25 protein-coding genes are annotated in these 26,201 nt (G+C 66.8%); 13 read left to right on the plus strand and 12 right to left on the minus strand.

Annotated elements, in window-relative coordinates; all coding sequences use genetic code 11:
- Positions 1–38: 38 nt before the first annotated feature.
- Complete coding sequence (locus ACTWPB_RS13770) at positions 39–254, plus strand: biotin/lipoyl-binding carrier protein (RefSeq protein ID WP_387222929.1); 216 nt, start codon at positions 39–41, stop codon at positions 252–254.
- A 30-nt stretch (positions 255–284) separates the two neighbouring features.
- The gene (locus ACTWPB_RS13775) at positions 285–1,799 is read left to right on the plus strand and encodes a sensor histidine kinase (RefSeq protein ID WP_446226030.1); all 1,515 of its coding nucleotides are present in this window, start codon (positions 285–287) and stop codon (positions 1,797–1,799) included.
- Between the two features lie 117 nt (positions 1,800–1,916).
- Here ACTWPB_RS13775 and ACTWPB_RS13780 read toward each other — a convergent pair whose 3' ends face one another.
- Together ACTWPB_RS13780 and ACTWPB_RS13785 are read right to left on the minus strand one after the other, a co-directional pair.
- Positions 1,917–2,171 (minus strand): WhiB family transcriptional regulator, encoded by a 255-nt coding sequence (locus ACTWPB_RS13780; protein WP_022567051.1) that lies wholly within the window; start codon positions 2,169–2,171, stop codon positions 1,917–1,919.
- Positions 2,172–2,422: 251 nt separating this feature from the next.
- Entirely contained in the window at positions 2,423–3,367 is a 945-nt protein-coding gene (locus ACTWPB_RS13785) for a diacylglycerol/lipid kinase family protein (RefSeq protein ID WP_446226031.1), read from the minus strand.
- Between the two features lie 146 nt (positions 3,368–3,513).
- Here ACTWPB_RS13785 and ACTWPB_RS13790 point away from each other — a divergent pair, with 146 nt between their 5' ends.
- Complete coding sequence (locus ACTWPB_RS13790; RefSeq protein ID WP_446226337.1) at positions 3,514–3,906, plus strand: hypothetical protein; 393 nt, start codon at positions 3,514–3,516, stop codon at positions 3,904–3,906.
- A 59-nt stretch (positions 3,907–3,965) separates the two neighbouring features.
- Here ACTWPB_RS13790 and ACTWPB_RS13795 read toward each other — a convergent pair whose 3' ends face one another.
- The 6 genes from ACTWPB_RS13795 to ACTWPB_RS13820 form a co-directional block, all read right to left on the minus strand.
- Entirely contained in the window at positions 3,966–4,643 is a 678-nt protein-coding gene (locus ACTWPB_RS13795) for an endonuclease V (RefSeq protein ID WP_446226032.1), read from the minus strand.
- A gap of 3 nt (positions 4,644–4,646) precedes the next feature.
- Positions 4,647–4,853 carry a hypothetical protein gene (locus tag ACTWPB_RS13800; protein WP_446226033.1) on the minus strand — a complete coding sequence of 69 codons (207 nt, stop codon included), beginning with the start codon at positions 4,851–4,853 and terminating at the stop codon, positions 4,647–4,649.
- Entirely contained in the window at positions 4,850–5,467 is a 618-nt protein-coding gene (locus ACTWPB_RS13805; RefSeq protein WP_446226034.1) for an acid phosphatase, read from the minus strand. Before ACTWPB_RS13805 ends, ACTWPB_RS13800 begins: the two co-directional genes overlap by 4 nt.
- Positions 5,468–5,490: 23 nt before the next feature.
- Positions 5,491–6,726 (minus strand): Rv3212 family protein, encoded by a 1,236-nt coding sequence (locus ACTWPB_RS13810; protein ID WP_446226035.1) that lies wholly within the window; start codon positions 6,724–6,726, stop codon positions 5,491–5,493.
- A gap of 293 nt (positions 6,727–7,019) precedes the next feature.
- Positions 7,020–8,360, minus strand: coding sequence for an IS4 family transposase (locus ACTWPB_RS13815; protein WP_446226036.1), 1,341 nt, complete (start codon positions 8,358–8,360; stop codon positions 7,020–7,022).
- A 266-nt stretch (positions 8,361–8,626) separates the two neighbouring features.
- Entirely contained in the window at positions 8,627–10,345 is a 1,719-nt protein-coding gene (locus ACTWPB_RS13820) for a DEAD/DEAH box helicase (protein WP_446226037.1), read from the minus strand.
- A gap of 482 nt (positions 10,346–10,827) precedes the next feature.
- Here ACTWPB_RS13820 and ACTWPB_RS13825 point away from each other — a divergent pair, with 482 nt between their 5' ends.
- From ACTWPB_RS13825 to ACTWPB_RS13835, 3 genes are all read left to right on the plus strand, one after another.
- Positions 10,828–11,880, plus strand: coding sequence for an alpha/beta fold hydrolase (locus ACTWPB_RS13825; protein WP_446226038.1), 1,053 nt, complete (start codon positions 10,828–10,830; stop codon positions 11,878–11,880).
- 93 nt (positions 11,881–11,973) lie between these two features.
- Positions 11,974–13,407, plus strand: a complete 1,434-nt coding sequence (locus ACTWPB_RS13830; protein WP_446226039.1) for an RNA-guided endonuclease InsQ/TnpB family protein — start codon at positions 11,974–11,976, stop codon at positions 13,405–13,407.
- Positions 13,408–13,479: 72 nt separating this feature from the next.
- The gene (locus ACTWPB_RS13835) at positions 13,480–14,169 is read left to right on the plus strand and encodes a ferritin-like fold-containing protein (RefSeq protein ID WP_446226040.1); all 690 of its coding nucleotides are present in this window, start codon (positions 13,480–13,482) and stop codon (positions 14,167–14,169) included.
- Positions 14,170–14,248: 79 nt separating this feature from the next.
- Here ACTWPB_RS13835 and ACTWPB_RS13840 read toward each other — a convergent pair whose 3' ends face one another.
- Positions 14,249–15,121 (minus strand): helix-turn-helix transcriptional regulator, encoded by an 873-nt coding sequence (locus ACTWPB_RS13840; RefSeq protein ID WP_446226041.1) that lies wholly within the window; start codon positions 15,119–15,121, stop codon positions 14,249–14,251.
- Positions 15,122–15,221: 100 nt separating this feature from the next.
- Here ACTWPB_RS13840 and ACTWPB_RS13845 point away from each other — a divergent pair, with 100 nt between their 5' ends.
- Both ACTWPB_RS13845 and ACTWPB_RS13850 read left to right on the plus strand, forming a co-directional pair.
- Positions 15,222–15,755: a YceI family protein gene (locus ACTWPB_RS13845; RefSeq protein ID WP_446226042.1), complete on the plus strand. Its 534-nt coding sequence runs from the start codon at positions 15,222–15,224 to the stop codon at positions 15,753–15,755.
- Between the two features lie 181 nt (positions 15,756–15,936).
- The gene (locus ACTWPB_RS13850) at positions 15,937–16,164 is read left to right on the plus strand and encodes a DUF3107 domain-containing protein (protein WP_194826377.1); all 228 of its coding nucleotides are present in this window, start codon (positions 15,937–15,939) and stop codon (positions 16,162–16,164) included.
- A 90-nt stretch (positions 16,165–16,254) separates the two neighbouring features.
- Here the strand turns inward: ACTWPB_RS13850 and ACTWPB_RS13855 are convergent, their stop codons facing one another.
- A complete protein-coding gene (locus ACTWPB_RS13855; protein WP_056812916.1) occupies positions 16,255–16,938 on the minus strand; it encodes a TetR/AcrR family transcriptional regulator in 684 nt (227 codons plus the stop codon).
- 215 nt (positions 16,939–17,153) lie between these two features.
- Between ACTWPB_RS13855 and ACTWPB_RS13860 the strand changes: the two genes are divergently transcribed.
- The 3 genes from ACTWPB_RS13860 to ACTWPB_RS13870 all read left to right on the plus strand — a co-directional run bounded on the left by ACTWPB_RS13860 (position 17,154) and on the right by ACTWPB_RS13870 (position 20,494).
- A complete protein-coding gene (locus ACTWPB_RS13860; RefSeq protein WP_446226338.1) occupies positions 17,154–18,230 on the plus strand; it encodes a DUF3152 domain-containing protein in 1,077 nt (358 codons plus the stop codon).
- A gap of 119 nt (positions 18,231–18,349) precedes the next feature.
- The gene (moeZ, locus tag ACTWPB_RS13865; protein ID WP_446226043.1) at positions 18,350–19,531 is read left to right on the plus strand and encodes an adenylyltransferase/sulfurtransferase MoeZ; all 1,182 of its coding nucleotides are present in this window, start codon (positions 18,350–18,352) and stop codon (positions 19,529–19,531) included.
- 111 nt (positions 19,532–19,642) lie between these two features.
- The gene (locus ACTWPB_RS13870; protein WP_446226044.1) at positions 19,643–20,494 is read left to right on the plus strand and encodes a TIGR02569 family protein; all 852 of its coding nucleotides are present in this window, start codon (positions 19,643–19,645) and stop codon (positions 20,492–20,494) included.
- A gap of 92 nt (positions 20,495–20,586) precedes the next feature.
- Here ACTWPB_RS13870 and ACTWPB_RS13875 read toward each other — a convergent pair whose 3' ends face one another.
- Both ACTWPB_RS13875 and ACTWPB_RS13880 read right to left on the minus strand, forming a co-directional pair.
- Positions 20,587–22,068 (minus strand): MFS transporter, encoded by a 1,482-nt coding sequence (locus ACTWPB_RS13875; RefSeq protein WP_446226045.1) that lies wholly within the window; start codon positions 22,066–22,068, stop codon positions 20,587–20,589.
- A gap of 161 nt (positions 22,069–22,229) precedes the next feature.
- Positions 22,230–22,901, minus strand: a complete 672-nt coding sequence (locus ACTWPB_RS13880; protein WP_446226046.1) for a FadR/GntR family transcriptional regulator — start codon at positions 22,899–22,901, stop codon at positions 22,230–22,232.
- 339 nt (positions 22,902–23,240) lie between these two features.
- On the opposite strand from ACTWPB_RS13880, the gene ACTWPB_RS13885 reads away from it, so the two are divergent.
- A complete protein-coding gene (locus tag ACTWPB_RS13885) occupies positions 23,241–24,386 on the plus strand; it encodes an MFS transporter (protein WP_446226339.1) in 1,146 nt (381 codons plus the stop codon).
- 339 nt (positions 24,387–24,725) lie between these two features.
- Positions 24,726–26,195: a nitrate/nitrite transporter gene (locus tag ACTWPB_RS13890; protein WP_446226340.1), complete on the plus strand. Its 1,470-nt coding sequence runs from the start codon at positions 24,726–24,728 to the stop codon at positions 26,193–26,195.
- Positions 26,196–26,201: the final 6 nt, after the last annotated feature.

The following is a 26,201-nucleotide window of genomic DNA, read 5'->3' on the forward strand; positions in this document are numbered from 1 at the left end:
CGCATCGCGGGGGCCGCACGACTAGTGAACGGGGTGCCATGCCTGAAGAAGTGCGCGCGGAGATGGTCTCGACCGTGCTCGCTGTGGAGGTCACTGTGGGCGAGCATGTCCAGGTCGACCAGACTCTGGTGCTGCTCGAATCGATGAAGATGGAGATCCCGGTGCTCACCGAGGTCGAGGGCGACGTCACCTCGGTCGACGTCGCGCCGGGCCAGGTTTTACAGGCGGGCGACCTCATCGCCACCATCGCATAAGTCACACGAAAACGAAGCGGTAGATCCAGCGTGGCAACACTGAGCGAGCTCCTGGCCGAACACACCGACCTTCCCGGCATCGCCGTGGACCATCTGCAACGGGTGGTGGGCGATTGGCAGTTGCTTGCCGACCTCTCGTTCTCCGATCTGCTGCTGTGGGTGGGCGCGGGCCCGGTCGTCGACGGATCCGATGTGGTCTGTGTGGCCCAGATCCGGCCGACGACCGCGCCCACCGTGCATCTCGAGGACAAGGTCGACACCACCGCCTCGCGCGCCGATTTCCCGCAGGTCTTCGATGCCCTGCTGAGCGGAAACACCGTGCGCACCGACACCGAGGTCGAGGTGAGCGGGGTCTATCACCCGAGCCCGGTACACGCGGTGCGCGAAGCGATTCCGGTGCGTTGCGGCGACGACGTGATCGCCGTGCTGAGCCGCGATTCCGACCTGGCACGGGCGCGGGTGCGCAGCACCCTCGAAGCGGCGTATGTGTCCTGCGCCGACGATCTGTGCCAGATGATCGCCGACGGCAGTTTCCCGACGCCCGAGGATCGGGCGGCGACGCACTCCAGCCCGCGCGCGGGCGACGGTTTCATCCGCCTCGACACCGAGGGCATCGTCGTCTACGCGAGCCCGAACGCGCTCTCGGCCTATCACCGGATGGGGATGCAGGCCGATCTCGTCGGTCAGGATCTCGCGGTGACCACCCGTTCCCTGATCACCGATCCGTTCGACGCGCAGGAAGTGGTTGCCGATATCCAGGCCGCACTCGCCGGGCGCACCGGGCGCCGGATGGAGGTCGAGGCCCGCGGGGCGACGGTGCTGTTGCGCACGCTGGTGCTGCGTCCGGGTGGGGAACTGGCCGGGCCCGCCGTGCTGGTGCGCGACGTCACCGAGGTGAAGCGGCGTGATCGCGCGTTGCTGAGCAAGGACGCCACGATCCGCGAGATCCACCACCGGGTGAAGAACAATCTGCAAACCGTGGCGGCCCTGCTGCGGTTGCAGGCCCGCCGCACCGAGAACCCGGAAGCCCAAGTGGCACTGACGGAATCGGTGCGCCGGGTCACCTCCATCGCCTCGGTGCACGAGATGCTGTCGATGTCGGTGGACGAGGAAGTCGACCTCGACGAGGTCATCGACCGGCTGCTGCCGATCATGGCGGATGTGGCGACGGTGCACACCGCGCGGATCAAGGTACGCCGGGCGGGCTCGCTCGGGGTGTTCTCCGCGGAGCGGGCGACACCGCTGGTGATGGTCTTGACGGAACTGGTGCAGAACGCGATCGAGCACGCCTTCGACGCGGGCGAGAACGGTACCGTGACGATTCGCTCGGAACGATCGGCGCGCTGGCTCGACGTGATCATCTCCGACGACGGCCGTGGCCTGCCCGCAGGGTTCAGTCTGGAAGGTTCCGACCGGTTGGGATTGCAGATCGTGCGCACCCTGGTGACTTCGGAACTCGGCGGCTCGATCGGTTTGCATCCCGGTGCCGAAGTGGGCACCGACGCGGTGTTGCGGGTTCCGCTCGGACGTCGTTCCGGGCGCTGAGAATCTGGCGAAAAATGCTGGTAGGCAACAATAAACCCGGCACCGTAAGGTGCCGGGTTCTCACACATGCGTTACCGGGCCGGGGGCTGAAGGCCCGGCAACGCCAGGTCCGTCGACTTAGACGGAAGTACGCGTACGGGTGCGCGCGTTGCGACGCTTGAGCGCGCGACGCTCGTCTTCGCTCATTCCACCCCACACGCCGGCATCCTGTCCGGACTTCAGGGCCCATGACAGGCAATCGGCCGTGACGGGGCAGCGGGCGCAGACCAGCTTGGCATCGGCAATCTGCGCGAGCGCAGGACCACTGTTACCCACCGGGAAGAACAGTTCGGGGTCCTCATCGCGACAGATGGCCTTGTGGCGCCAGTCCATTCCTCTGCTCCTTTGCGAGGGCGCCACAAAGGGCGCCTGTAGTTAGTGGATCGTTCACTTGTGCGACTCGAATGTTTCCGCACGGTTGCTTGTGAATGCTTTCACGATCACCGTAGATGTCAATAGGTCTCCGGCGCACCGTGGGGGAGATCACGCTCTAGGTCCCCACAAGGGGAACCTGCCCGGTCCTTTGTACTCGCGTCGCCAGGTTTTCGCAGCGCAACCTGGAGATTTTTCTTGATGCCCGGGTGTCAGGACGGCTTGGGGGCCACCACGTCGAGCACGCTGGGGACAGCTGTGAAATGCACCATCTTGCGTTTTCCGATGAAGTCGCCATCGATTTGCAGGCCGATCTCCTGGCCCGTCTCGATTCGCACAGACGGCACGTCGTCGGCGCGGAAAAGCATGGGCGACTTGGGGTTTCCATTCTCGGCCAGCAACTGCCGCGCAAGCAGCAGGGTGCGCGTCACACTCATCGACTGCACCGCGAACACGCCGAGGCCCGATTCGAAGGTGGTGGTGGGATTCGTGCGAATCGGGCGGTCCTCCAGATAGGTCCAGGGACTCGAATTCGTGACGAAGGCGTAATAGACCTCCTCGAGCGGATCCCGTCCCGTGACCTCGACCGTGACGCGCGGATCCTGGCGCCGGGCCCGGAAGAATTGACGCACCGTGGTTCGCAGATAGCGCGCGGGCGTGGCCTTGCGACCCTTGGCGCGGGCGGCGTCGATCGCCTCGCACACATCGGCGTCGAGGCCGACGCCCGCGCTGAAGGTGAACCACCGGTCGTCGGCGAGGCCGAGCCCGATCCGGCGGTCGGCGTCGCGAGCCAGCAGATCGATGAGCTGGTTGGTTGCTGTCACCGGATCGGGGGAGATGCCGAGCGCGCGGGCGAAGACATTGGCCGAACCGCCCGGGATGATCCCGAGGCGAGGGCGCCACACCTGGTCGTCGCCGACCTGGGGCACCGGCAGGAAGCCGTTGATGGTCTCGTTGACCGTCCCATCGCCACCGTGCACGACGATCAGGTCCATTTCCTGCGTTGATGCCCACTGGGCCAGTTCGGCCGCGTGGCCGCGATGCTGGGTGTGCGCAACGGTCAGCTGCGTTCGGCTCTCCAAGGCGTGAGCGAGCAGATCCCGGGTGGCCGGGGTCGTCGAGGTGGCATTGGGATTGACAATGAGCAGCGTCCGCACAGTGCCGAGGGTAATGCGCGCGGGCGAACACCCGGCGCGCGCCGGGCGCCACGACGCGTCGTCGTAGGCTGGGGCACGTGGCAGAGCAGGACGTGACAGACGGTGACCAGCGCGCGAGCGGCGACCAGGTGTCGACCGGTATCCCGATGACGGTGCGGGTGGCCGGTGGGCTGGTTTCGCTGGAGGGGCTGGCCGGGGTGGTGACCGCGATCGTGCTGATCGTGCGGGCGCTGACCGGACACGATCAGTCCGCGGCCAGCGGGGTCGGCACCGCGATCTGGTTCGGGGTGCTGTTCGGCGGGGTGCTCGCCGCGGGCATCGGGCTGCTGCGCGGCAAACGCTGGGGGCGGGCCATCGCGGTCATCGCGAACGTGTTGCTGCTGCCGGTGGCCTGGTCGTTGCTGACCGACTCGCATCAGCCGCTGTGGGGAAGTTTGCTCGGGCTCGTCGCGGTCGCCGGATTGGCCGCGCTGTTCGCCCCTGCCACGAGTCGGTTCATGGCTCACGAATACGGCGAAATCTCAGAAGACGGTTCGTAGTCTGACGGTTGTCGGGCAGGAATACGGCGAAATCCCCGAGGACGACGAGCGGCCGTAGGTCAGGCCGTGGCCGCGCGCAGTGCCTCGCGGCACAGGTGATCGGCTCGGCGGGTGGTTTCGGGTTGCCGGAAACCCCGCGTGAGGGCCAGTACCCGGTCGCAGGCGGTGTCGAGGTCGATGCGGTGGCCGACCGAGACGAACAGTGGCTTCACGTCGTCGCGAGTGCGCAGCGCTCGCCCGACGACCTCGCCGTCGATCGTCACGTCGCTGGCGTCACCGCGGCGCGGCCCCGGCGCGCGGTATTCGCCCCACACCGATTTGGCGACACCGATGGTCGGAATTCCGGTGAGCAACCCGACGTGACACGCCAATCCGAAACGCCGGGGATGCGCCAAACCCTGTGCATCACATACGAGTAGATCCGGTGTGGCGGTGAGCTTTTCCAATGCGGCAACTGTCGCGGGCAGTTCCCGGAACGCGAGTAGACCCGGCACATAAGGGAATTCCGAAATGCCGTGTGCGACTGCTGATTCCACCGTTTCCATGGTGGCGATGTCGATAATTACCGCGGCCGTCGCTACGGTGCCGTCGGCGGCATACGCCGAATCAATTCCCGCCGCTGTCGAAAATTGCGGCGGCGCAGGGTTTTCGGTGGATACCGAAGGGCGGAGTTCGTCCTGGAGGGCGATCGCCTCGTCGGGCGTCCGTGGCCAATCGTGGGGCAATGCGATGCGCACGGTTCAGCCCGCGGTGGCGGCCAGTGCCGGCAGTTCGGCACCGGCGAGGCGATAGCCGACCCACTCGTCTTGCGGTGCGGCGCCGAGGGATCGGTAGAACTCGATCGACGGCGTGTCGGCGGGCGCCTTCTCGTACTCGGCCAGATCGTGGACGAGCCCGACCATCGCGGGCACATCGTCGGGGGTGGCGCGGCGGACCAGTGCGCTCATCGCGAGACTCCTTCGATCGGTTCGGTGCGGGTCGTCAGGTTGTGGCCCCAGATGGCGTGGGCGTCGTGGTCGAAGCCGAGCACGCTCACCGCGCCGGTCGACATCGCGAACCGGCGGCCCTCGCGCACCGCGAACTCCGCCCAGCGCGCGATCAGCACCCGCGAGAAATGCCCGTGCCCGACCAGGATCACGTCGCGCTGTGGCAGCCGCGGCTCGACCCGGGCGAGGATCCGGTCGGCCCTGGCGCCCACCTGCTCGGCCGTCTCGCCGCCGGGGACGGGCGCGGTCCACACGGTCCAGCCGGGGACGATCTCGCGGATCCGCGCGGTCGTGATGCCCTCGTACTCGCCGTAGTTCCACTCGACCAGATCGTCGTCGACCTCGATCGGCGACAGGCCTGCCAGTTCGGCCGTGTGTCTGGCCCGCAGCCGCGGGCTGGTGACGCAGAGCGGATCGCGCAGGTCGAGAGATTTCAGCACCAGCCCGGCTGCGACGGCCTGTGCCTCGCCCAGCTCGGTCAGCGGCAAGTCCGTGAAGCTGGTGTGCTTGCGCTGACTCGACCACTCGGTTTCGCCGTGGCGCAGCAGGACCAGGCGGGCATCGGGTGTGGACATGGGTCCATCATGGCAGTGCGGGTTCAGCCCAGCGCGTACAGCTGTCCGCCCCGGTGTTCGAACACCATGGTGCCCAAGACGGCGGTGGCGATGGTGTCGCCGCGGTAGTCCGTGCGCTCGATCGGGATCTCGGCGACGGTCGTGCCGTTGCCGCTGTCCACCGCGAGCAGCCCGGCGGGGACCGGGACCAGCAGCCTGCCCGCCATCAGCGCGGGGGTGCCGAGCGCATCGCGAACCGTCCACACCGGCTGTAATGTGCTGGAGCTCAAGGCAATGAGACTGTCGCCGGTGAAGACGTAGATGGCCGCGCCGAGGCGGGTCACCGTGGCGCGCTCGTCCCACGGTGCGGCGAGCTGATGGGTCGCGATCTCGTTGCCGGTGCCGTCGTGCACGACGATCCTGGCGGGCAGGCCGAGGCCGGTGGCAGTGGGTGGGGTCGGGGGGTAGTAGACGGCGATCTTGTTGTCCGACACCGCGATTACCCGCATTTCAGGCGCGTCGGCGCCCGGTGCGGTGAGTACCCGCGAGCCGTACTCCTCGGGGGCGGTCGATTCCTTCGGTGCCGGGTTGAGCACCGTCAGCCGGTCGGTCGTGTCGCCGGGGCAGCGTTCGAGCACCGCAAGGCGCGAGGAACTCGACGCGGCCGACCGCAGCGCACATCCGTTGCGCGGCTGGGTATTCGGATTCACCGGGGCATCGACGTAGCCGTACTCGAGGGTGCGCACCAGATCCGAACGCCACATCTCCAGCCGGTCGGCACCGAGCGCGAGCAGGTAGGTGCCGTCACCGGTGACCCGGATTTCGTCGTCCATGTAGCTGCTGCGCGCGACCCGGCGCTCACCGGTATCGGCCTCCAGCATCACCGACTGACTGCACCCACGCTGATCGCGATAGGTGGCGATCACGGTGCCGAACTGCGACTCGACCCCGCACAGCGGCATATCCCGGCGATACCACCACAACTGCTTTCCGGTGACCGGATCGCGCCCGCTCACGGTGCCGTGGTCGCCGGTCACCACCACATTGCCCGAAGTGAGCGCCCGCCTGCTCGACTCGTCGGCGGCATGCCACTGCTCACCCAAGGTGGTGGGCAGCTGGGTAGCCGCGGTGACGGTGGGAGCGGGGGACGCCGCGGTGACCGAATCGGTCCCGGTGGCATCAGCGCGCGCCCAGACGACGAACGCCGCCACTACGAGAGTGACGGCGATCGCGACTGCTACGAAGATGTCGGCGCGCGTCCGCCGTTCGGGTGCGAGCACGACAGCGACACTAGCCGATGGGTATCACTGGGCCGAGTTTGCCGTTGCGTGGACGGGAGCCTCGGCGGTGAGGGATTGTGGGGGCGGCTGGCTGGGATTCGGGGTTCGGTAGTCCCAGGCTGGATACGCTGTGTTTTTGGCGCGCTGGCGCGCGCGTGTCCGCGGCCCTGAGGGGCCGCCGGTCAGCGCTCGAGACTCGCGCCTGCGGCGCATGCGCTTCGAGCGCTGACCGGCGACCCGGCCGCGGACCGGCCACTTCGTGGCCGCCGCTCCCTAGGGGCAATGCCGCGCAGTTAGGTCGCCGGGGCTGATGTCAATACCGGTAACTCGCATAGGTTGATCGAGATCGCAACAGACGAGTAGTTGGTGCGGTCGATGACTCCTTTCGCGCGGTGCTTGGACAATGCCCTCTTCACCACACGCGGGCACTGACGCGATCGACGTGGCGGTAACAACTGCGCCAGGACCGCCGCACCGATCTTGCCGACGAGATCAATACTGGTTCCAGCCACCACATCGGCTGCGTGTATGAGCTGGTCACGTGCAGTATTGAGAGCGATACTGAAGCTGGCTTGTAAAGGCCTCACACCCGGATCGGTGCCGGTGGCATCGGCGACCGCGATCCGGATCCCTTGATAGGCGACCAACAACGCGTAGACCTCCTGCTCGACTCCGGCGGGGGTGCGAGCGCGCAGCACCCGAGCACCGAGCATGCTCGATTTGAGTTCGGCGTAGGCGGTCTCGATCTCCCACCGCTGGTGGTAGAGCTCGACCAACTCCATCGCTGGATAACGGCGGTAGTCGGTCAGAGTGGTCAACAATCGATACCGGGCCGTGCGGGCAACCCCACCGGCGGAGATGACCATCTGCGCATCGATGACCCGCACCACGACCGGGCCTTTCACGCTGAGCCAGGAACCATCCGGCAGCGTCTCGATCACCGGCATCGTGTGTCCTGCTTTTCCCCGGATCAGCAGGTCAGCTTTCGTTTCCGCGATCGCCCCGATCAACGCCGCGACAGCGAAATTCCGGTCGGCCAGCACCACCATGCCCTCGCGCAGGCAGCCGAACAAGCGGGGTGCGTACGCGATCTCGGAGACCCCGAAGCTGCCGAACACCGCGTCGATGACGGTGCGGGTGCCACAAGCCACCACGGCCACCAACCGCAACATCAGATATCCCGAATCGAGATCGCCGCTGTGTAGTCGGTAGTAGGAGCCACGGTTGTGATCACTGTTGGGTACCGACATGCTCGTGCCGTCGATGGCGCACACCAGCAATCCCCGCCATCGTGTCGCGCCCGCGGTCGGACCGGCGAGGATACCGAACAACGCTGCCAGCGGGGCGGGACCAACTCGGCGACGGGCCTGAGCCAATGCCGAGGATCCGGGTCGAGCTACTGTGAGCCCGTCCAGACCCGAGACCATCCGCGCCCATACCTGCGTGTATCCGAGCTCGGAGAACAATGCCCCAGCCAGGAGCAGGTAGACCACAACTCGTGCGGGCAGCTCGCGGACCCGTGTGCGTCCGGTCCGCGACGTTTCCAGCGCGGCGTCGACCATGTCGAAGGGCACGATCTGGGTCAACTCACCCACATGTCCGGGCGCGAAAACCCCGGCCGCGACCACGGACACTCTTTTGATGACAGACTGAACAGGCAGCGGAACTCCTGGTAAGTGGTTTGTCTTGGAGGACAAAACCTCTCTACCAGCAGTTCCGCTGTTTTATTGGTGAATGGTCAAGGCTGACAAGCCAACTCGCTTGACAGACCTGTCCACCCGCTAACTGCGCGGCATTGTCCCTAGGGGTCGCGGGTGCGTGGCTGGGAGTGCGGTCATGGCGGTTTCTGGGTGAACGGTTCAGCTGGGGATGGCTGCTTGGCTGTCTCCCCAGCTGGCGCTCAGGCGTCCACGGTGGCCGCTGCGTCGGACGCGGTGGCTTCCGCGGGCTTGCGGCGGCGCCTGCGGCGGGCGGGCTTGGCCGTGTCGTCGCCCTCGTTGTCGGCCGGAGCCGAATCGGGGACGTCGGTGGACGCTTCGGTCGACTCCGCGGTTCCCGCATCGGTCGACTCGGTTCCCGCTTCGCCTGCCTCGGCGGGCTTGCGGCGGCGGCGCCTGCGTCGGGCGGGCTTGTCGCCGTCGGCCGCTTCGTCGGCGTTGTCCGCCGACTCGGTGGTCGTGGTCGACTCGGTGCCCTCGGCATCGGCCTTGCCACCGCGGGTGCGGCGGCGGCTGCGCGAGGACTTGGGGCGCTCGGTGCGCTCCTCGACTACGGCGTCGTCGTCACGGGTGGGGGCCGCGGGCTTGCGGATCACGCCGGTGATGCCCTCGGGGATGCCGAGGTCGCTGTAGAGGTGCGGCGAACGGGAGTACGTTTCGGCGGGGTCGGCCATGTTCAGGCCGAGCGCCTTGTTGATCGACTCCCAGCGGTGCAGCTCATCCCAGTCGATGAGGGTGATCGCGACACCGGTGCGCCCGGCGCGGCCGGTGCGGCCGATCCGGTGCACGTAGGTCTTCTCGTCCTCGGGGCACTGGTAGTTGATGACGTGGGTGACGTCGTCGATGTCGATACCGCGCGCGGCGACATCGGTGGCGACCAGCACGTCGATGGTGCCCTTGCGGAACTTGGTCAGCGCCTTCTCACGGGCGATCTGACCGAGGTCGCCGTGCACGGCGCCGACATTGAAACCACGCTCGGCGAGATCGTCGGCCACCTTCTGCGCGGTGCGCTTGGTGCGGGTGAAGATCATCGTCGCGCCGCGCGACTCCGCCTGCAGCACGCGGGCGACCAGCTCGGCCTTGTCCATCGCGTGGGCCCGGTAGACGAACTGCGCGGTGCGGTCGTGCACCGCGGAATCGTTGGCCAGCTCGGCGCGGATGTGCGTCGGCCTGGTCAGGAAGGTGCGGGCGAGGGTGATGATCGGGCCCGGCATGGTGGCCGAGAACAGCATCGTCTGACGCTTGTCGGGCACCATCGACAGGATGCGCTCGATATCGGGCAGGAAGCCCAGGTCGAGCATCTCGTCGGCCTCGTCGAGGACGAGCACGCCGATCTTGCCGAGGATCAGATGGTTCTGGTTCGCCAGGTCGAGCAGCCGACCGGGGGTACCGACGACCACGTCGACGCCGTCGCGCAGGGCGGCGATCTGGGTGTCGTAGGGGCGGCCACCGTAAATGGCGGCGACCTTCAGCGAACCCTGGTGGTTGGTCAGGTACTTGCTCGCGTTCTCCAGGTCCTTGGTGACCTGGATGCACAGCTCGCGCGTCGGCACGATGACCAGCGCGCGCGGGGTGCCGTCGAGCGGGGTGGTGCCGGTGTCGGCGGTGGCGATGCGGTGCAGCAGCGGCACGCCGAAACCGAAGGTCTTGCCCATGCCGGTGCGGGCCTGGCCGATGAGATCCTCGCCGGCCAGTGCCAGCGGCAGGGTCAGTTCCTGAATCGCGAAAGTGCGCTCGATCCCGATCTCACCGAGTGCGCGCACGATTTCTTCGCGCACGCCCAATTCGGCAAAACTCGGCGGGATGTGGGTGTTGTCCAGTTCGGCCGTCAGGAGTGTCTCGGCCACACCGGGTTCCTCTTCGACAGTGATCTTGCTCAGTGTTCGTGCCTTCCTCGTCATTGCATCTCGCACGCACGAGGTGGGGCGGGCCGGTCGGCCCGCGACGACCACATACCCGCCTGTGATATTCACCGGGCCGGCGCCGGATAACCATCGCCGACCAGGCATTATGCGTGGCCGTCGAGACGGTGTCATCGGCGCGGCGCTGCGGTGATGCGGATTCGTTGCGCGCACATTTTCTTCGACATTGCTGTCTTGGACATCGCCGCTGTCCGCCCGCGCTCTGCGCCGGTGGAGGCCACGCCGCGGGGTATGTCCGGGCGCCGAAACTAGCGTTGTCCACGGAGATTGTAGCGTGATATTCTGCGCAATCGGAAATGTGGGCGTGGTTGAATGCCGCGCGAAAACGGGCTCGTCACCGGATTACCTCGGCGCGGGTGGTGTGTCGCAGCGCAATTCATGTGCGCGGGATTTCGCGCGTGTCCACGGGTGTAATCGAGCTCACTGGTACCGGCGGTACCGTGTGTGAGACATTTCTAGGCGTGAGTATCACCGACACCGTCACCACTGCCGCGCGCAACGCGTGGGCGCTGAGCTTCGGCGCAGGAATCGAGCCCGTCGACCCGGCGCCCTCGACCGTGCTGTGGGACGAGCCGCACCGCCTGCTGCGTCGCTACGATACCGAGTTCCAGTCTGCGGCAAGCGATTCCGCGGTGTTGCTGGTGCCGCCACTGGCCGCGCCCGCCACCTGTTACGACCTGCGCCGCGATCAGAGCTTGGCGCGCTACCTGGTGGAGACCGGCCGTGCGCCCTACCTGATCGACTACGGCGACATCTCCTTCGCCGATCGCCGGATGGGCTTCGAGGACTGGGTCACCGACATCCTGCCCGAGGCGATCCGGCGCGTGAGCGCCGATCGCGGCGGTGCGCCGGTCGACCTGATCGGCTGGTCCATCGGCGGCATGTTCTCGCTGCTCACCGCCGCCGCGAACCCGGACCTGCCGATCCGCTCGGTCACCGGGGTCGGCCCGCCGCTCGACTACGACAAGATGCTCGGTATTCCGCAGCTGCGTGCTGTCGCCGGCCTCACCGGCGGCTGGGGGACCACCGCGTTCGTCCGGGCCGCGGGCGGCATTCCGGCACCGCTGACCAAGCTGGGCTACCGGCTCGCCGCCTACGACCGTGAACTGGCGCGTCCGAGATTCATCGCCAGCAATATCGCGAACACCGAGACCCTGGCCAAGATGGAATCCATCGACCGTTTCCAGGCCGCCATGCCCGGCTACCCCGGCCGTTTCTACAACCAGCTGTGGGGCCGGATGATGCTGGCCAACGACATCGGCAACGGCAAGCTCGAACTGCGCGACCGGACCATCGAACTCGCCGACGTGCGCGTGCCCGTGCTGCTGATCGGCGGCAAGTCCGACGTGATCACCCCCAAGGCCGCCGTCGAGGCCGGTGTGCGCACACTGTCGGGTTCGCCGTCGGTCACCTACGAGGTCGTGCCGGGCAGCCACCTCGGCATTCTCACCGGACCGGAGGCCCGCGAAACCACCTGGGCGCACCTGGACAAATTCCTGGCCGAACGCGACTGATCACCGATCAGACGAAGCTCAGCGGGAATCTGAGAGCTCGGTCGGGTTGACCTCCGCGCAATTAGGTGTCGGTGGTCTGTGTCACACTCGCCGATGATGAGCCGCCATACGAGCTTCCGGTATCAACTCGACCCCACGGTCGAGCAAACTGCGGTGCTCACTCGTCATGCCGGAGCTGCTCGGTTCGCGTTCAACCACAGCCTCGGTGTTGTCACAACGGCCCTTGCACTCCGTAAGGCCTCACCGGAGCATCGGGTGCCGTGGACCGGGTTCGATCTGATCAACGCATTCAACGCCTGGAAGAAGACCGAAGCCGCCGGACGAGTGATCGCGGTCGACTCGGACGGAGCAGCCGAGGTGGTTGTGACAGGTCTGGCGTGGCGGACCGAGGTGTGTCAGCAGGTGTTCGAAGAAGCCGCTGTCGACTGCGGGCATGCTCTGAAAGCTTTCTCGGACTCTAGGATCGGGAAACGTGCGGGTGGGCGCGTCGGGTTTCCTCGTTTCAAGAAAAAGGACAAGACCATCCCGTCGTTCCGGATTCGGAACAAGCACTCCAAGTCCGGGCGCACGAAGATCCGGGTCGGTGACAACGGCAGGCCCCGGTCGGTGACATTGTCTGGGATCGGTGCGATCCGGGTGCGGGCAGACACTCGCCGGTTACGGCGTCTGCTTGCCAAAGGCCGCGCGAAAATCCTGTATGCCACCGTGTCGTATCGGGCGGCGCGGTGGTGGATCAGCCTGACCTGCGAAGCTTCCGATATACACCCGGCTCACCGTCATCAGCCGCGAGAACAGGGCGATCACGGTGGTTGGGTAGGCATAGACCTTGGGTTGAGTGTGTTCGCTGTTGCCGCGACCGCTGACGGGACCGAAGTCGCCCGCATCGTCGCGCCCAAGCCCTTGACCGTCGGCCTGGATAGGCAACGTCACTTGGCGAAGTCATGTTCCCGCAAACAGAAAGGTTCACACAACCACCGGCAAGCCGCCGCCAGGCTGGCCCGCCACCATCACGGGGTCGCCAATATTCGTCGTCATTTCGCCCATCAGGTCGCCAACGCGCTGGTCAAAACCCAAGACCGGCTCGTAGTCGAAGACCTGCATGTGGCGGGCATGATGGGAAACCGTCGTCTGGCGCGGGCGATCAGCGATGCCGGATGGGCGGATTTCGCCCGCTTGTTGACCTACAAGCAGGCATGGCGTGGTGGTGTGGTTACTACCGCCGATCGTTGGTTCCCGTCGAGTAGACGATGTTCGGCGTGCACGACGATCAACTCGGCCCTGACGTTGGCGGATCGAGTGTTCGTCTGCGAGTGCGGGTTTCGTGGCGACCGTGATCGCAACGCGGCGGTCAACCTCGCTCAATGGCCGATGATTCACCGAGACTTCTCACGATCCCCGGACCCCCGAGCAGGGGGCCGGGTCACCAAAGTCCGCCGACAGATCGGCACTGACCGACACTCTGCGAGTGTTGGTGAAACCAGTCTGGTTGACGCGGAAACCGAAGCTCGGACCACGTTAGTGGCATGAGGTGAGGACGCCCGAGAAGGGCGGTGTCTGGACGCGGTCAGAGTATTCAGACACGCTGTACTGTTGACAGTCATGGGAGCCCAGACCACTGCCGCGCCGGAATTCTTCTCGACCGCACCGCTCGCCGCGGACCACGCGGGGGTGACAGAGCTGTTCGCGGTCCTCGCCTACGGCGAGCTGTCCGCGTTCTATCGGCTTGCCGAGGAAGCGAAGCAGGCGCCGTCGCTGCGCGGCCGGATCGGTGTCGCCAAGATGGCGGCCGCCGAGCTCGCGCACTTCGAGACCCTGGAAGCGGCGCTCACCGCGCGCGGTGCCGACCCCGAGGCCGCGATGGCGCAGTACCAGGGCGCCCTCGACTCCTACCACGCCTGCACCGACCCCTCGACCTGGCTCGAGTCGATGGTGAAGTTCTACGTCGCTGACGGCCTGGCCGCCGACTTCTACACCGAGATCGCCGGCGCGCTGCCCGTCGAGGTCGCCGATGTGGTGCGCGACGTGCTCGCCGAAACCGACCACTCCCAGTTCGTGGTCGACGAGGTCCGCAGCGCGGTGGCGGCCAGCCGCTCCGAGCGCGACCGCCTCACGCTGTGGGGCCGCCGCCTCCTCGGCGAGGCGATCACCCAGGCGCAGTTCGTGATGGCCCAGCGCGACGAACTGGCCGAACTGGTCCTTGCCGCCACCGGCGATCTCAACGGCATCGCGACCCTGTTCGACCGCATGCAGCAGCGTCACGCGGCCCGCATGGCCGAACTGGGACTGTAATCACCGGGGTACCGAAGCTCTCGCGCCCGACGTGCTGGGATAGGCGGAATCGAACGGTGGTGTCGCGCGACCCGTGGCGCTACTCTCCCGACGCGCGGTGCTGTACCAGGCGCAGTTCTGGTGTGCGAGTGGCGGTTTCGCGTGGTAACCAGATCACGATTTGCTGATCCTTGTCGGCGGAGAGGGTCTGCACCGTGTAGGTGAGGGTGCCTCGGGTGGGGTGTTCGAAGCCGAGGAGGGTGGGGAGGTCTTCGGCCAGGCGATGGGGTTGCCAGCGGCGGGCGAATTCGGGTTCTTCGCACAGGGTGGCGATGACGCCCGCGATGCGTTCGTCGCCGGGGCGGCGCAGGCGGGTTCTGGCGAGCTGGTCGGCGAGCAGATCGGCGAACTGGGGCCAATCGGTGACCGTGGTGCGGGCCAGGGGATGACGGAAGGTCCAGGCGGCGAGGTTGACCATGTCCGGGTTGTCGAGCAGGCCGAGTGGGGTGACCAGGTCGGCCCACGCGCTGTTCCAGGCGAGCACGTTGGCGCGGGGGCCGAGAGCGAAGGCCGGGGTGGGGGCGAGCGCGTCGAGCACGCTGCGGAGCGCGGCGGGAACCTGATCGAGGGCTGGGTCGAAAGCGGTACTAGGGCAACGGGATTCGCTGCCAGTGGTCAGCGCGAGCCAGCCGAAATGGGCCCGCTCGGTGTCGTTGAACCGCAGCGCGGTGGCGAGTGCGTCGACCACGGCCATCGACGGGTTCGTGTCGCGGCCCTGTTCGAGCCGGGCCAGATAATCCGCGCTCACACCGGCCAGCACCGCGACCTCTTCGCGGCGCAGGCCAGGGGTGCGGCGCCTGCCGCCGCCGGCAAGGCCGACGTCTTCCGGGCGCAATTCGGCTCGACGGGCGATGAGAAGCTCCGCGAACGCCGACCGAGCGCCCGGAGGATCCGTGATACCTGCGCCAACCATGCTTCGATCCTCCCTGGTCATGGAACTTTCAGCCACGCCCTGCGGGGACCAGGATAACCGCGGTCTGGTTAACGGACCGCAGTCCGGTCAGGGTGGAGGCATGACTTCCTCGACACAGACCCAGCAGCTGAAGGCCGGATCCTGGGCCCTCGACACCGCCCACGCCTCGGTCGCGTTCACCATTCGCCACCTCGGGATCGCCAAGGTACGCGGCGGCTTCACCCGCTTCGAGACCGAGTTCGTCGTCGGCGAAAACGGCGCGGCCACCCTCGGCGCCACCATCGACCTCGACTCCTTCGACACCGGCAACGCCGACCGCGACGCCCACATCCGCCAGGCCGACTTCCTCGACGTCGCCAACCGCCCGACCCTGAGCTTCCGTGCCACCCAGCCGGTGCAGATCGCCGAGACCTTCACCGTCACCGGCGAGGCCACCCTCGGCGCGATCGCCCGGCCGCTCACCCTCGACGTCGAATGGGGCGGCATCGCCGACTTCCCCGACGGCACCCGCCACGCGGGCTTCTCCGCCACCGGCGCCATCAAGCGCACCGACTTCGGCGTCGGCGTCGCCATGCCGGGCATGCTCTCCGACACAGTAAAAATCGAACTGGAGATCGAACTGATCGAGCCGTGACCACTGATTTCGCACGAACATGGGTAACTCATCGGGTACGCCCAAGACGTTTGTCACACGTATCCGCAAGCCCGGTCAGGAACCCGAGCGACACCTAAATCGGCGGCCGAATACGCGGAGAGGCGGAACAGCATTAGCCTGGGAGTCGACAACACAGGACTCTTACGTTCGGAGGTTGGCCGTGGAGGTCAAGATCGGTATTTCGGATAGCCCGCGAGAGCTCGTCATCAACAGTGCGCAAAGCCCTGACGAGATCGAGGCGCTGGTGTCCGATGCGCTGAGCGGCTCCGCCGGCGTCGTGTCGCTCACCGACGAGAAGGGCCGCAAGTTCCTGATCCAGGCCGCGAAGGTCGCCTACGTGGAAATCGGTTCCCCCGCCGCAGGCCGAGTCGGCTTCGCGACCGTCTGAGCTGGTCGGGCTTCTGATCGGGCCTGCTCGAGAAAAGGCTACGGCCTGTCATCCTTACGGGTGGCAGGCCGTTTCTTGTTTCGGGGGCTGTCAGAGATCTTGAGAATACGCACGCTGGGCGGCGGTCAGCGGGACGTGCTTGAGGCCACCCCACGCCAGTGACACCGTGGTGTCGACGGCTTCGTCCTTGGGGACCGGGCGATCGGCTTCGAGCCAGTAGCGCGCCGAGAACTGGCTCGCACCGACGAGGCCGACGGCCAGTATCCGGGCGCGGTAGGGGTCCAGACCCGAGTCGTGGGCGACCAGATCGAACACCGCGTCGACACACGCCTCGGTGGCCTGCTCGACCCGGCGCTGCACCTGCGGTTCGCTGGTGAGGTCGGATTCGAAGACCAAGCGGAAACCCTGCATCTCGTTGTCGACGAAATCGAAGTACGCGGCGACCGCGGCCCGCACGCGCTGTTTGTTGTCGGTGGTGGAGCGCAGCGCCTGGCGCACGCTCGACACCAGGATGTCGACGTAGTTCTGCAGCACCGCCAGGTACAGCTCGAGCTTGCTGGCGAAGTGCTGGTACAGCACCGGCTTGCTGACCCCGGCCACCTGGGAGATCTCGTCCATGCCCGCCGCGTGGTAGCCGCGTTGAACGAAGACCTCGCTGGCGGCGAGCAGCAACTGCTGGCGGCGCTCGTCACGGGGCAGGCGGGTGCCGCGCTTGGCTGGGACCGTCTCCGGCACCGATCGGCGCGAGGGCATGCGGTCCACGAGGTCAGTCATCTCGGCTCTCTATAGTCGATTCCCTAGTCCCTTGGCCGCCGGGTGTGCGGTCCGGGTATCCCACGAACGATACTCGCACGGTGTTCTCCCTGCGTCTCGCCCTGGAAATGTAGTACCAGTCCACAGAGTTCGCCGGGCCGTAACCGTGTGATCTCCTCCGGCCGCCCGCACGGCGGATATGCCCACTGTGAGAATCTGATGGGGTGACCGACCGGATGGATGACCATGCCGACGGCGGGCGCGATGTCGCTCGCTCCACGCAACCCTCCGAGTCCGGTGCTGTCACGTCGGCGTCAGAGGGGCGGGAACTGCAGGTCTACGACCCGCTCGGGCTCTATCAGCCCGCCGATCGATCCCGGCAGCCGCTGCGGGCCCGCTGGGATCCCACCGACCACGACAACGGCCGCCCGCGCAGCCCACAGCGGGAGGCGAAGAAGCAGAGCGCGCTCGGCCGATTCGTCTCCGCCTACGGGTGGCGTGCCTACGCGTTGCCGGTGCTGCTCGCCATCACCGTGCTGGTTGCCGTCGACGCGGTGCGCACCGGCCCGATCCCGCCGCCCACCGATCCCGGCTTCGGTGCGCTGAGTCCCAAGGTGGCGCAGTCCGGCATCATCGGCGCACCTCCCGGCGACGGCAAGTTTCCCGCCGATCTGCCCCTCGGTGCGCTGCCGGAGGGTGGCGAATACGTCGACCGCGCGGCGGGCACCTGGCATATCGTGCCGGGCACCAGCGCCCAGGTCGGCGTGGGCACCGAGCGTGTGTTCCGCTACACCGTCGAAGTCGAGGACGGTATCGATACCTCACCGTTCGGTGGCGACGCCGCCGTGGCGAAAATGGTGGAGACCACCCTGGCCAACCCGAAAAGCTGGACCAACGACCCCAAGTTCGGCTTCCAGCGCATCGACGCGGGCCCGGCCGACTTCCGCCTCTCGCTCACCTCTCGTGAGAGCACCCGCGCCGCGTGCGGATTCGAGATCCCGATCGACTCGTCGTGCTACAACGCCGACCTCGATCGGGTCGTGCTGTCGGAGGTCCGCTGGGTGCGCGGCGCGCTCGCCTTCGACGGCGATATCGGCTCCTACCGTCAGTATCAGATCAACCACGAGGTCGGGCACGCCATCGGCTACCACGGCCACCAGCCGTGCGAGACCGACGGCGGCCTCGCGCCGATCATGATGCAGCAGACCTTCGGCACCAAGAACAACGACATCGCCCAACTCGACCCCCACGGCGTAGTCCCCGCCGACGGCAAGACCTGCCGCTTCAACCCCTGGCCGTACCCGCGCGGATAGCGGCCCCGCCCATGCGGGAACATGAACAGGGAAGAACAGCGCGGCAGGTCTTGTTGTAGTCAGCAGAGCGGCCACCGGTGTACGGCCGCGCCCGCCGCCATAGATACAGGAGTTCTCACGTGTCTCTCAATGGGACGTTGCCGCCGCTTGTCGAGCCGGCCGCGGAGCTGACCAAGGACGAAATCGCTCGCTACAGCAGGCACCTGATCATCCCCGATCTCGGTGTCGACGGGCAGAAGCGGTTGAAGAACGCCAAGGTCCTGGTGATCGGCGCGGGCGGCCTCGGCTCGCCCGCCCTGCTCTACCTGGCCGCCGCCGGTGTCGGCACCCTCGGCATCGTCGAGTTCGACGAGGTCGACGCGTCCAACCTGCAGCGCCAGATCATCCACGGCGAGTCCGATATCGGCCGCCCCAAGGCCGACAGCGCCCGCGATTCCATCACCGAGATCAACTCCGGGATCGACGTGCGGCTGCACAAGATCCGCCTGGAGCCCGAGAACGCGGTGGAGCTGTTCGCCGAATACGACCTGATCGTCGACGGCACCGACAACTTCGCCACCCGCTACCTCGTCAACGACGCCGCCGTCCTCGCGGGCAAGCCCTACGTGTGGGGCTCGATCTACCGCTTCGAGGGCCAGGTCTCGGTGTTCTGGGAAGACGCCCCCGACGGACGCGGAATCAACTACCGCGACCTGTACCCGGAGGCCCCGCCGCCGGGAATGGTCCCGTCCTGCGCCGAGGGTGGCGTGCTCGGCGTGCTGTGCGCGTCGATCGGTTCGGTGATGGTGACCGAGGCGATCAAGCTGATCACCGGCATCGGCGAGACGCTGCTGGGCCGCCTGATGGTCTACGACGCACTCGACATGAACTATCGCACCATCAAGCTGCGCCGTGATCCGCAGCGTGAGCCGATCACCGAACTGATCGACTACGACGCGTTCTGCGGTGTGGTGTCGGAGGAAGGTACCGCGGCCGCGGCCGGGTCGACCATCACCGCCGCCGAGCTCAAGGACCTGCTCGACGCCGACAAGGTCGAGCTGATCGATGTGCGCGAGCCGGTGGAGTGGGACATCGTCCACATCGCGGGCGCGACCCTGATCCCCAAGGACCGCATCCTGTCCGGCGAGGCACTGGCCGAACTGCCGCAGAACAAGCCGATCGTGCTGCACTGCAAGACCGGTATCCGTTCCGCGGAGGCGCTGGCGGCATTGAAGCGCGCCGGTTTTGCCGACGCGACACATCTGCAGGGCGGCGTGGTGGCCTGGGCCAAGCAGGTCGATCCGTCGCTGCCGGTCTACTGATTCGATAGCTGCCGGTTCGCGACCTCGCCGCTGATTGCGGTGAGGTCGCGAAGTGGTGTATCACAGCGTGCCTTGGGACGCCACCGGTGATTGCGGGGTTACGGTACGGCCGTGACCTCAGTCGAACCTCCCGAGCATGTGCGAGCCACATTCGGGCTTCGCGAAGTGACACCGGTTGCCCTAGGGGACTGGGACGGTGGCTGGCGGATGGGTGAGGTGGTACTCAGCCCCGTCGCCGATCACGCGCGGGCCGCGTGGTCGGCGAAAGTACGCGAACATCTCGCGGTCGACGGGCTGCGGGTGGCCCGCCCCGTCCGCGCCACCGACGGTCGCTATGTGGTCTCCGGTTGGCGCGCCGACACCTACGTCGACGGTGCCCCCGAGCCCCGCCACGACGAGGTCGTCTCGGTCTCGCTGCGCCTGCACAAGGCGACAGCGGAATTGGAACGCCCTCGCTTCCTGGTCCAGCCGCCCGTCGCGCCCTGGGTCGACGTGGACGTGTTCGTCGCCGCCGACCGCGCCGCCTGGGAATCGGTCCCGCTGCGCTCCCTGCGCGCGGGCGGTGTCCCCGTCGCCGCCACCCCCGACGGCCAACGCTCCCTCGAACTGATCGGCCAGCTCGCCACCCTCCGCAAGTCCGTGCGCAGCCCCGACCAACTGGTCCACGGCGACCTCTTCGGCACCGTCCTGTTCACCGGCGCCCACACCCCCGCCCTCACCGACATCACCCCCTACTGGCGCCCGGCCACCTGGGCCGCGGGTGTGGTAGTAGTCGATGCCCTCGCGTGGGGTGGCGGCGACGACGGCCTCCTCGACCGCTGGTCCACCCTTCCCGAATGGCCACAAATGCTGTTGCGCGCCTTGATGTTCCGGTTGGCGGTGCACGCCCTGCATCCCCGCTCCACCCCCGAAGCCTTCCCCGGCCTGGCGAGGACAGCTGACATGGTTCGGTTGGCGCTCTGACGCGGAAACCACACCGGCCCGAACACGACGCTGACAGCCGGAAGCCACGTTCGGGAGGGGATCCGAACGTGGCTTCCGGGGGTGAGGGGTGGTTAGACCTTGGCGTAAGCCAGGGAAGGCATCTTCTCTGTGGCGAACGAGGATCGCAGGTAGCACCACCAGGTGACACTTGCCATCACCAGGAACGCGACGGCGTAGGCCCAGAAGGCGGGGGCCATGGAGCCGAAGTTGATGTTGGACAAGCGAAGTGCCTGCTGGAGGATGAATCCACCGAAGGCACCGACCGCGCCGATCACGCCGATCGCGGCACCGGCCTGACGGCGAGCCGAGGCCTGCGCCTCGGTGATCTCCATGCCGTGTTCCGCGGCGTACTTCTTGGCGGTGGCACCGAAGATCGACGGGATCATGCGATAGGTGGAGCCGTTGCCTGCGCCGGTGAGGACGAACAGCAGCAGGAACGCGGCGAGGTAGAGCGGGAAGCTCTTCATCGACAGCGCGACCATGATCAGCGCGACCGCGACGGCCATCCCGCTGAAGACGAACACCGTGATGCGGGCGCCGCCGACCTTGTCCGAGATCCACCCGCCCACCGGCCGGCTGAACGAACCGACGAGCGCGCCGAGGAAGGCCAGGTTACCGACCATGCTGATCCAGCCGATCGAGGCCAGATGCGGGAAGTTGGCCTTGATCAGGGTCGGGAAGGCGAACGAGAAGCCGATGAACGAACCGAACGTGCCGATGTAGAGGAACGACATGATCCAGGTGTGTGGGTTGGTCAGCGCCAGTTTGTAGGACTTGCCGTCGGCCTTGGCCGAGACGATCGAGTCCATGTAGCGCAGCGCGCCGAACGCGGCGATCAGGATGAACGGCACCCAGACCAGGATGGCGAGGGTGATGCCGAACCGGTAGCCCGCGGCGTCCTTGGCCAGCAGATGTGTGCCGAAGGTGATCAGCAGCGGCGCGACCAGCTGTGTTTGCGCCACACCGAGATTGCCGCCCGCGGCGTTGATGCCCAGCGCGGCACCCTTCTTGCCCTCGGGGAAGAAGAACGAGATGTTGGCCATCGACGACGAGAAGTTGCCACCGCCGACACCGGCGAGCGCGGCCAGCAGCAAGAACACCCACATCGGGGTGCCCGGCTGGTTGACGAAGTACGCCAGACCCAGCGTCGGGATCAGCAGCATCCCCGCACTGAAGACGGTGAAGGCCCGGCCACCGAACCGGGGGACCGCGAAGGTGTACGGAATACGCAGGGTCGCACCGACCAGGGTGGGAACCGAGGTCAGCAGCAGTGCGTTGGCGACGGCGGTCGGATTGCCCTTGCCGAGACCTTCGAGGAAGGTGAAGCCGGCGGCGCCCATCGCGGTGACGATGGAGCCGAACAGCACCCAGACGCTGAAGCCGAGGTTCTCGGCGAACACGGAGAACCAGAGGTTCTTCTTGGCGGTCTTCTCACCACCCGATTCCCAGAATTTCGGATTGTCGGGTTCCCACTGGGTCAGCCAGCGACCCTTCTTCTCATATTCGAACGACGGAGATTCCGTCGCCTGGCCGGTGGCGGCGATTGCGGTCATCGGCTTCCTCTCGATCGAGCGCTTGTGCGGTGTCGAGATAAAGGTAGGAGCCGGTTGTTGCGTGACAATGGCCTCAGGTGACGTTCCAGGCAACTCGGGCTCACCGCGCGAATTCGCTGGTGGTGACAGCCCGGTTACCTGGATTCAGTAAGCGGTTCTGTTCAGCGGTCCGGGTATTCGGCGATGAGCGACCCGAGGAAGCAGTTCGCGGCCTGCACGGCTCGCTCGGAGTCACCGTCGATGACGGCCTGCACGAGCTCGGCGTGCTCGCTGTCGTACGCGTCGTCGGATTTCGCGGTCCGCGCGTGGATCACCTGTTCGATGATCGGCAGCAGCGAATCGTAGAACTCCAGATATACCGCGTTGTGGCTGGCGACGACGATCGCGCGGTGCAATTCGACGTCGGCGGCGATGGCCACCGGGTCGGCTTCGGCCCAATTCCGGTTGCTGCGTTCGGCGAGCAGGCGCCGCAGGTTCGCGATATCGGTGTCGTCGCGGCGGCGCGCGGCCAGGCCCGCGGCGGTGGTGTCGAGGGCTTGGCGCAGCTCGAGGATGTCGCGTTCGTGCGCGTCGGCGAAATACTTGCCCAGGGTGCCGCCGACCTCGGAGGTGGCGATCACATAGGTGCCCGAGCCCTGACGGCGTTCGAGCATGCCTGCGTGCACGAGCGCCTGGACGGCTTCGCGGACGGTATTACGGCCGGTCCCGGTGAGCTCGGTGAGTTCCGGTTCGGTGGGGATCCGCTGGCCTACCGGCCAACGGCCGGAACGGACCTCGGCCCGAAGCTGTTCGGTTACCTGGGCGATGAGGCTGGTTCGCCGGACGGGTTGCACGTTGGTAAGGGTACTGGGCTGTTCCGCCTCTCCGGGACTTCAGGCCAGAGTTGTGCGCGGGGTTGACCTGGGTCGGCGGCCGCGGGATGGCGGCTGTGCGTCGGCCTGTTCCCGGTGAGTTACCCATGTCCTCGCGTTCGGGAGATCGCTCACAGTCACTTGGCAGCAGTCGTCGGGTCATCCTATGATTTCCGGGTGCCGCCGCTCCGTGATTTCCAGCCAGCTTCTGGCGCCGGGTCGACCCTTGCGGACGACCGGCGTGGTCGCGTCGACCCGTCTCCCGAGATCACCAAGCGGTCGCTGATCGAAGGTCGGCTGCTCGTTCTGGCCGCCATCATCATGTCGGCGCTGACCTTGCGCGCCGCGGTCACCGCGTTCAGTCCGCTGGCCGAGAAGATCGGTGCCGAGATCGGGTACGGCGCGGGGATCATCGGGGTGTTCGGCATGCTGCCGACCGCGATGTTCGGGCTCGCCGGGCTCATCGCGCCGCTGTACGTGCGCCGCTTCGGGCTCGAACGGACCGTGCTGGTGGCGATGCTGCTGGCCGGTGCGGGGTCGCTGGTGCGGGTGTTCTCCACCGGGACCATCGAATTGCTGGGGTTCTCCGGGGTCGCGCTGCTCGGCATGGGCATCGGCAATGTGGTGATTCCGCCGCTGGTGAAGCGGTATTTCGGAGATCACCTGGCGGTGATCAGCTCGCTCTACATCGTGATGGTGCAGCTCAGTACTGTTGTTCCGGCGTTCATCGCGGTGCCGGTGGCCCAAGCGCACGGCTGGCGGATCTCGATGGGTGTGTGGGCGCTGATCGGCTTCGCGGCCGCGATCCCGTGGTTGGTGGTGCTGCGCGATCGGCGTGGCCGCGCCACGGTCGACACCACCGCGCTGCCCGCCGAAGCGCCCGAGACCGGCAAAGTCTGGCGTTCGCCGGTGGCGTGGGGGATGGCGGGCATGTTCGGCATGACCTCGCTGACCACCTACGCGATGTTCGCCTGGCTGCCCAAGATCCTGTCCGACGCGGGCGCGAGTGCCGGATTCGGCGGCAGCATGGTCGGCCTGTTCGCGCTGATCGGGCTGATCCCGGCGCTGGGCGCGCCCACCGTGGTCTCGCGGATGCGCAACCCGTTCCCCGTCGTCGTCGGCTGCATGGTGCTGTTCGCGACCGCTTTCGCCGGCCTGCTGGTGGCGCCGATGCAGGCCCCCCTGCTGTGGGTCGTGCTGCTCGGGCTCGGCCCATCCACCTTCCCGATGGCGCTGACACTGATCAATCTGCGCACCCGTACGCCCCAGGGCTCCGCGGCACTGTCCGGCTTCACCCAGGGCGTCGGCTACGCGATCGCCTGCCTCGGCCCGCTGCTGTTCGGCATGCTGCACACCTGGACCGGCGGCTGGCTCGTCCCGTTCGCGATGCTGTTCGTCGCCCTCGGCGTGCTCCTGGCCGGTGCGTGGCAGGCAGGCAAACCCCGCATGCTCGAAGACAGCTGGTAATCGCCGACAGGTCTCGCGAGGACATGGGTAACTCACCGGGTACGCCGCTGACGCAATCAACTTTCTCACCGTCGGTCGCCTGCCGAAGTGCGGTGGGCGTGACTCTGGCCTAAGATCGCCCAGAGGAGGCGCAGCTCACACCCTCACGGGCGTTTCCGATGATTTCTTGCTGCTTCCTTACGCGCGGAAATCATCGCGATACATGCTGGAAACAAAAGGGCTGATCTCACCTCCCTGATCGGGCGATGGTGAGAAACCGTTGATTCGCGCGACATTTCCCGCAGCATTTCGGCAATACCCATTTCCTACCGTTGGGCCATCGCACTTTTGGGAGGCCCAATCTTGAGCACGCTGAAGCGGAACCACGACATCGACAACTGGGATGCCGAGGATGTCGCGGCCTGGGAAGCCGGTGGCAAGGATGTCGCCAAGCGCAACCTGATCTGGTCGGTGATCGCCGAGCACATCGGATTCTCGGTGTGGTCGATCTGGTCGGTGATGGTGCTGTTCATGCCCACCGACAAGTACGGCATCGACGCGGCGGGCAAGTTCTTCCTGGTCGCCATGCCCACGCTGGTCGGCGCGTTCCTTCGCATCCCCTACACCGTCGCCACCGCCCGCTTCGGCGGCCGTAACTGGACGATCTTCTCCGCGTGCCTGCTGCTCATCCCGTTGCTGCTGACGCTGTACTTCGTCAACCAGCCCGGCACTTCCTACACCACGTTCCTGATCGTGGCCGCGTTCGCCGGCGTAGGTGGCGGCAACTTCGCGTCGTCGATGACCAACATCAACGCCTTCTACCCGCAGCGACTCAAGGGCTGGGCGCTGGGCATGAACGCCGGTGGCGGCAACATCGGTGTCCCGGTGATCCAGCTGCTCGGCCTGCTGGTGCTGGTCACCCTCGGCGGCGACTACGCCACGGTGATCTGTGCCGTCTACCTCGTCCTGGTCGGTGTCACCGCCGTGGGCGCCGCGTTCTACATGGACAACCTGACCAACCAGAAGGCCGACCTGTCCTACATGGTCAAGGCCCTTCGGGTGCCGCAGTCCTGGGCGATCGCCTTCCTCTACATCGGCACCTTCGGTTCGTTCATCGGCTACAGCTTCGCCTTCGCCCAGATCCTGCAGATCAGCTTCAAGGCCGGTGGCGACACCGCCGCCCAGGCCGCCGTGCACGCCGCGTCGATCGCCTTCATCGGCCCGCTGCTCGGTTCGCTGGCCCGTCCCTACGGCGGCAAGATGGCCGACCGGATCGGTGGCAGCAAGGTCACCATCGCCACCTTCGGCGCCATGATGGCCGCCGCGCTGATCGTGGTCACCGCCTCGTCGATGGCCGACCGCAACAACGGCATCGCCACCGGTGCCACCATGACCCTGCTGGTCGCGGGCTTCATCGCCCTGTTCGTCCTGTCCGGTTTCGGCAACGGTGCCGTCACCAAGATCATCCCGTCGGTGTTCGAGGCCAAGTCCAAGAGCCTGCCGGTCTCGCCGGTCGAGCAAGCGGCCTGGTCGCAGAACACCTCCGGCGCCCTGATCGGCTTCGTCGGCGCGATCGGTGCGCTGGGCGGCGTCGGCATCAACATGGTGTTGCGCAGCTCCTACGCCAGCACCGCATCGGCCACCACCGCGTTCTGCGTCTTCCTGGCCTTCTACGTGCTCTGCGCCGCAGTTACCTGGACGGTGTTCCTGCGCCGTCCGCGCCTTTCCTCCGACGCCGCTGTCGTGGTCGAGGCCGAGTCCCTGGTCCTCGAGGCCGAAACCAACGCTTCGTCGGCCGCCGGGTCGTCGTCAAACGTGTCGGCTCGCTGACAACCG

The organism is Nocardia sp. IBHARD005 (assembly GCF_052814245.1).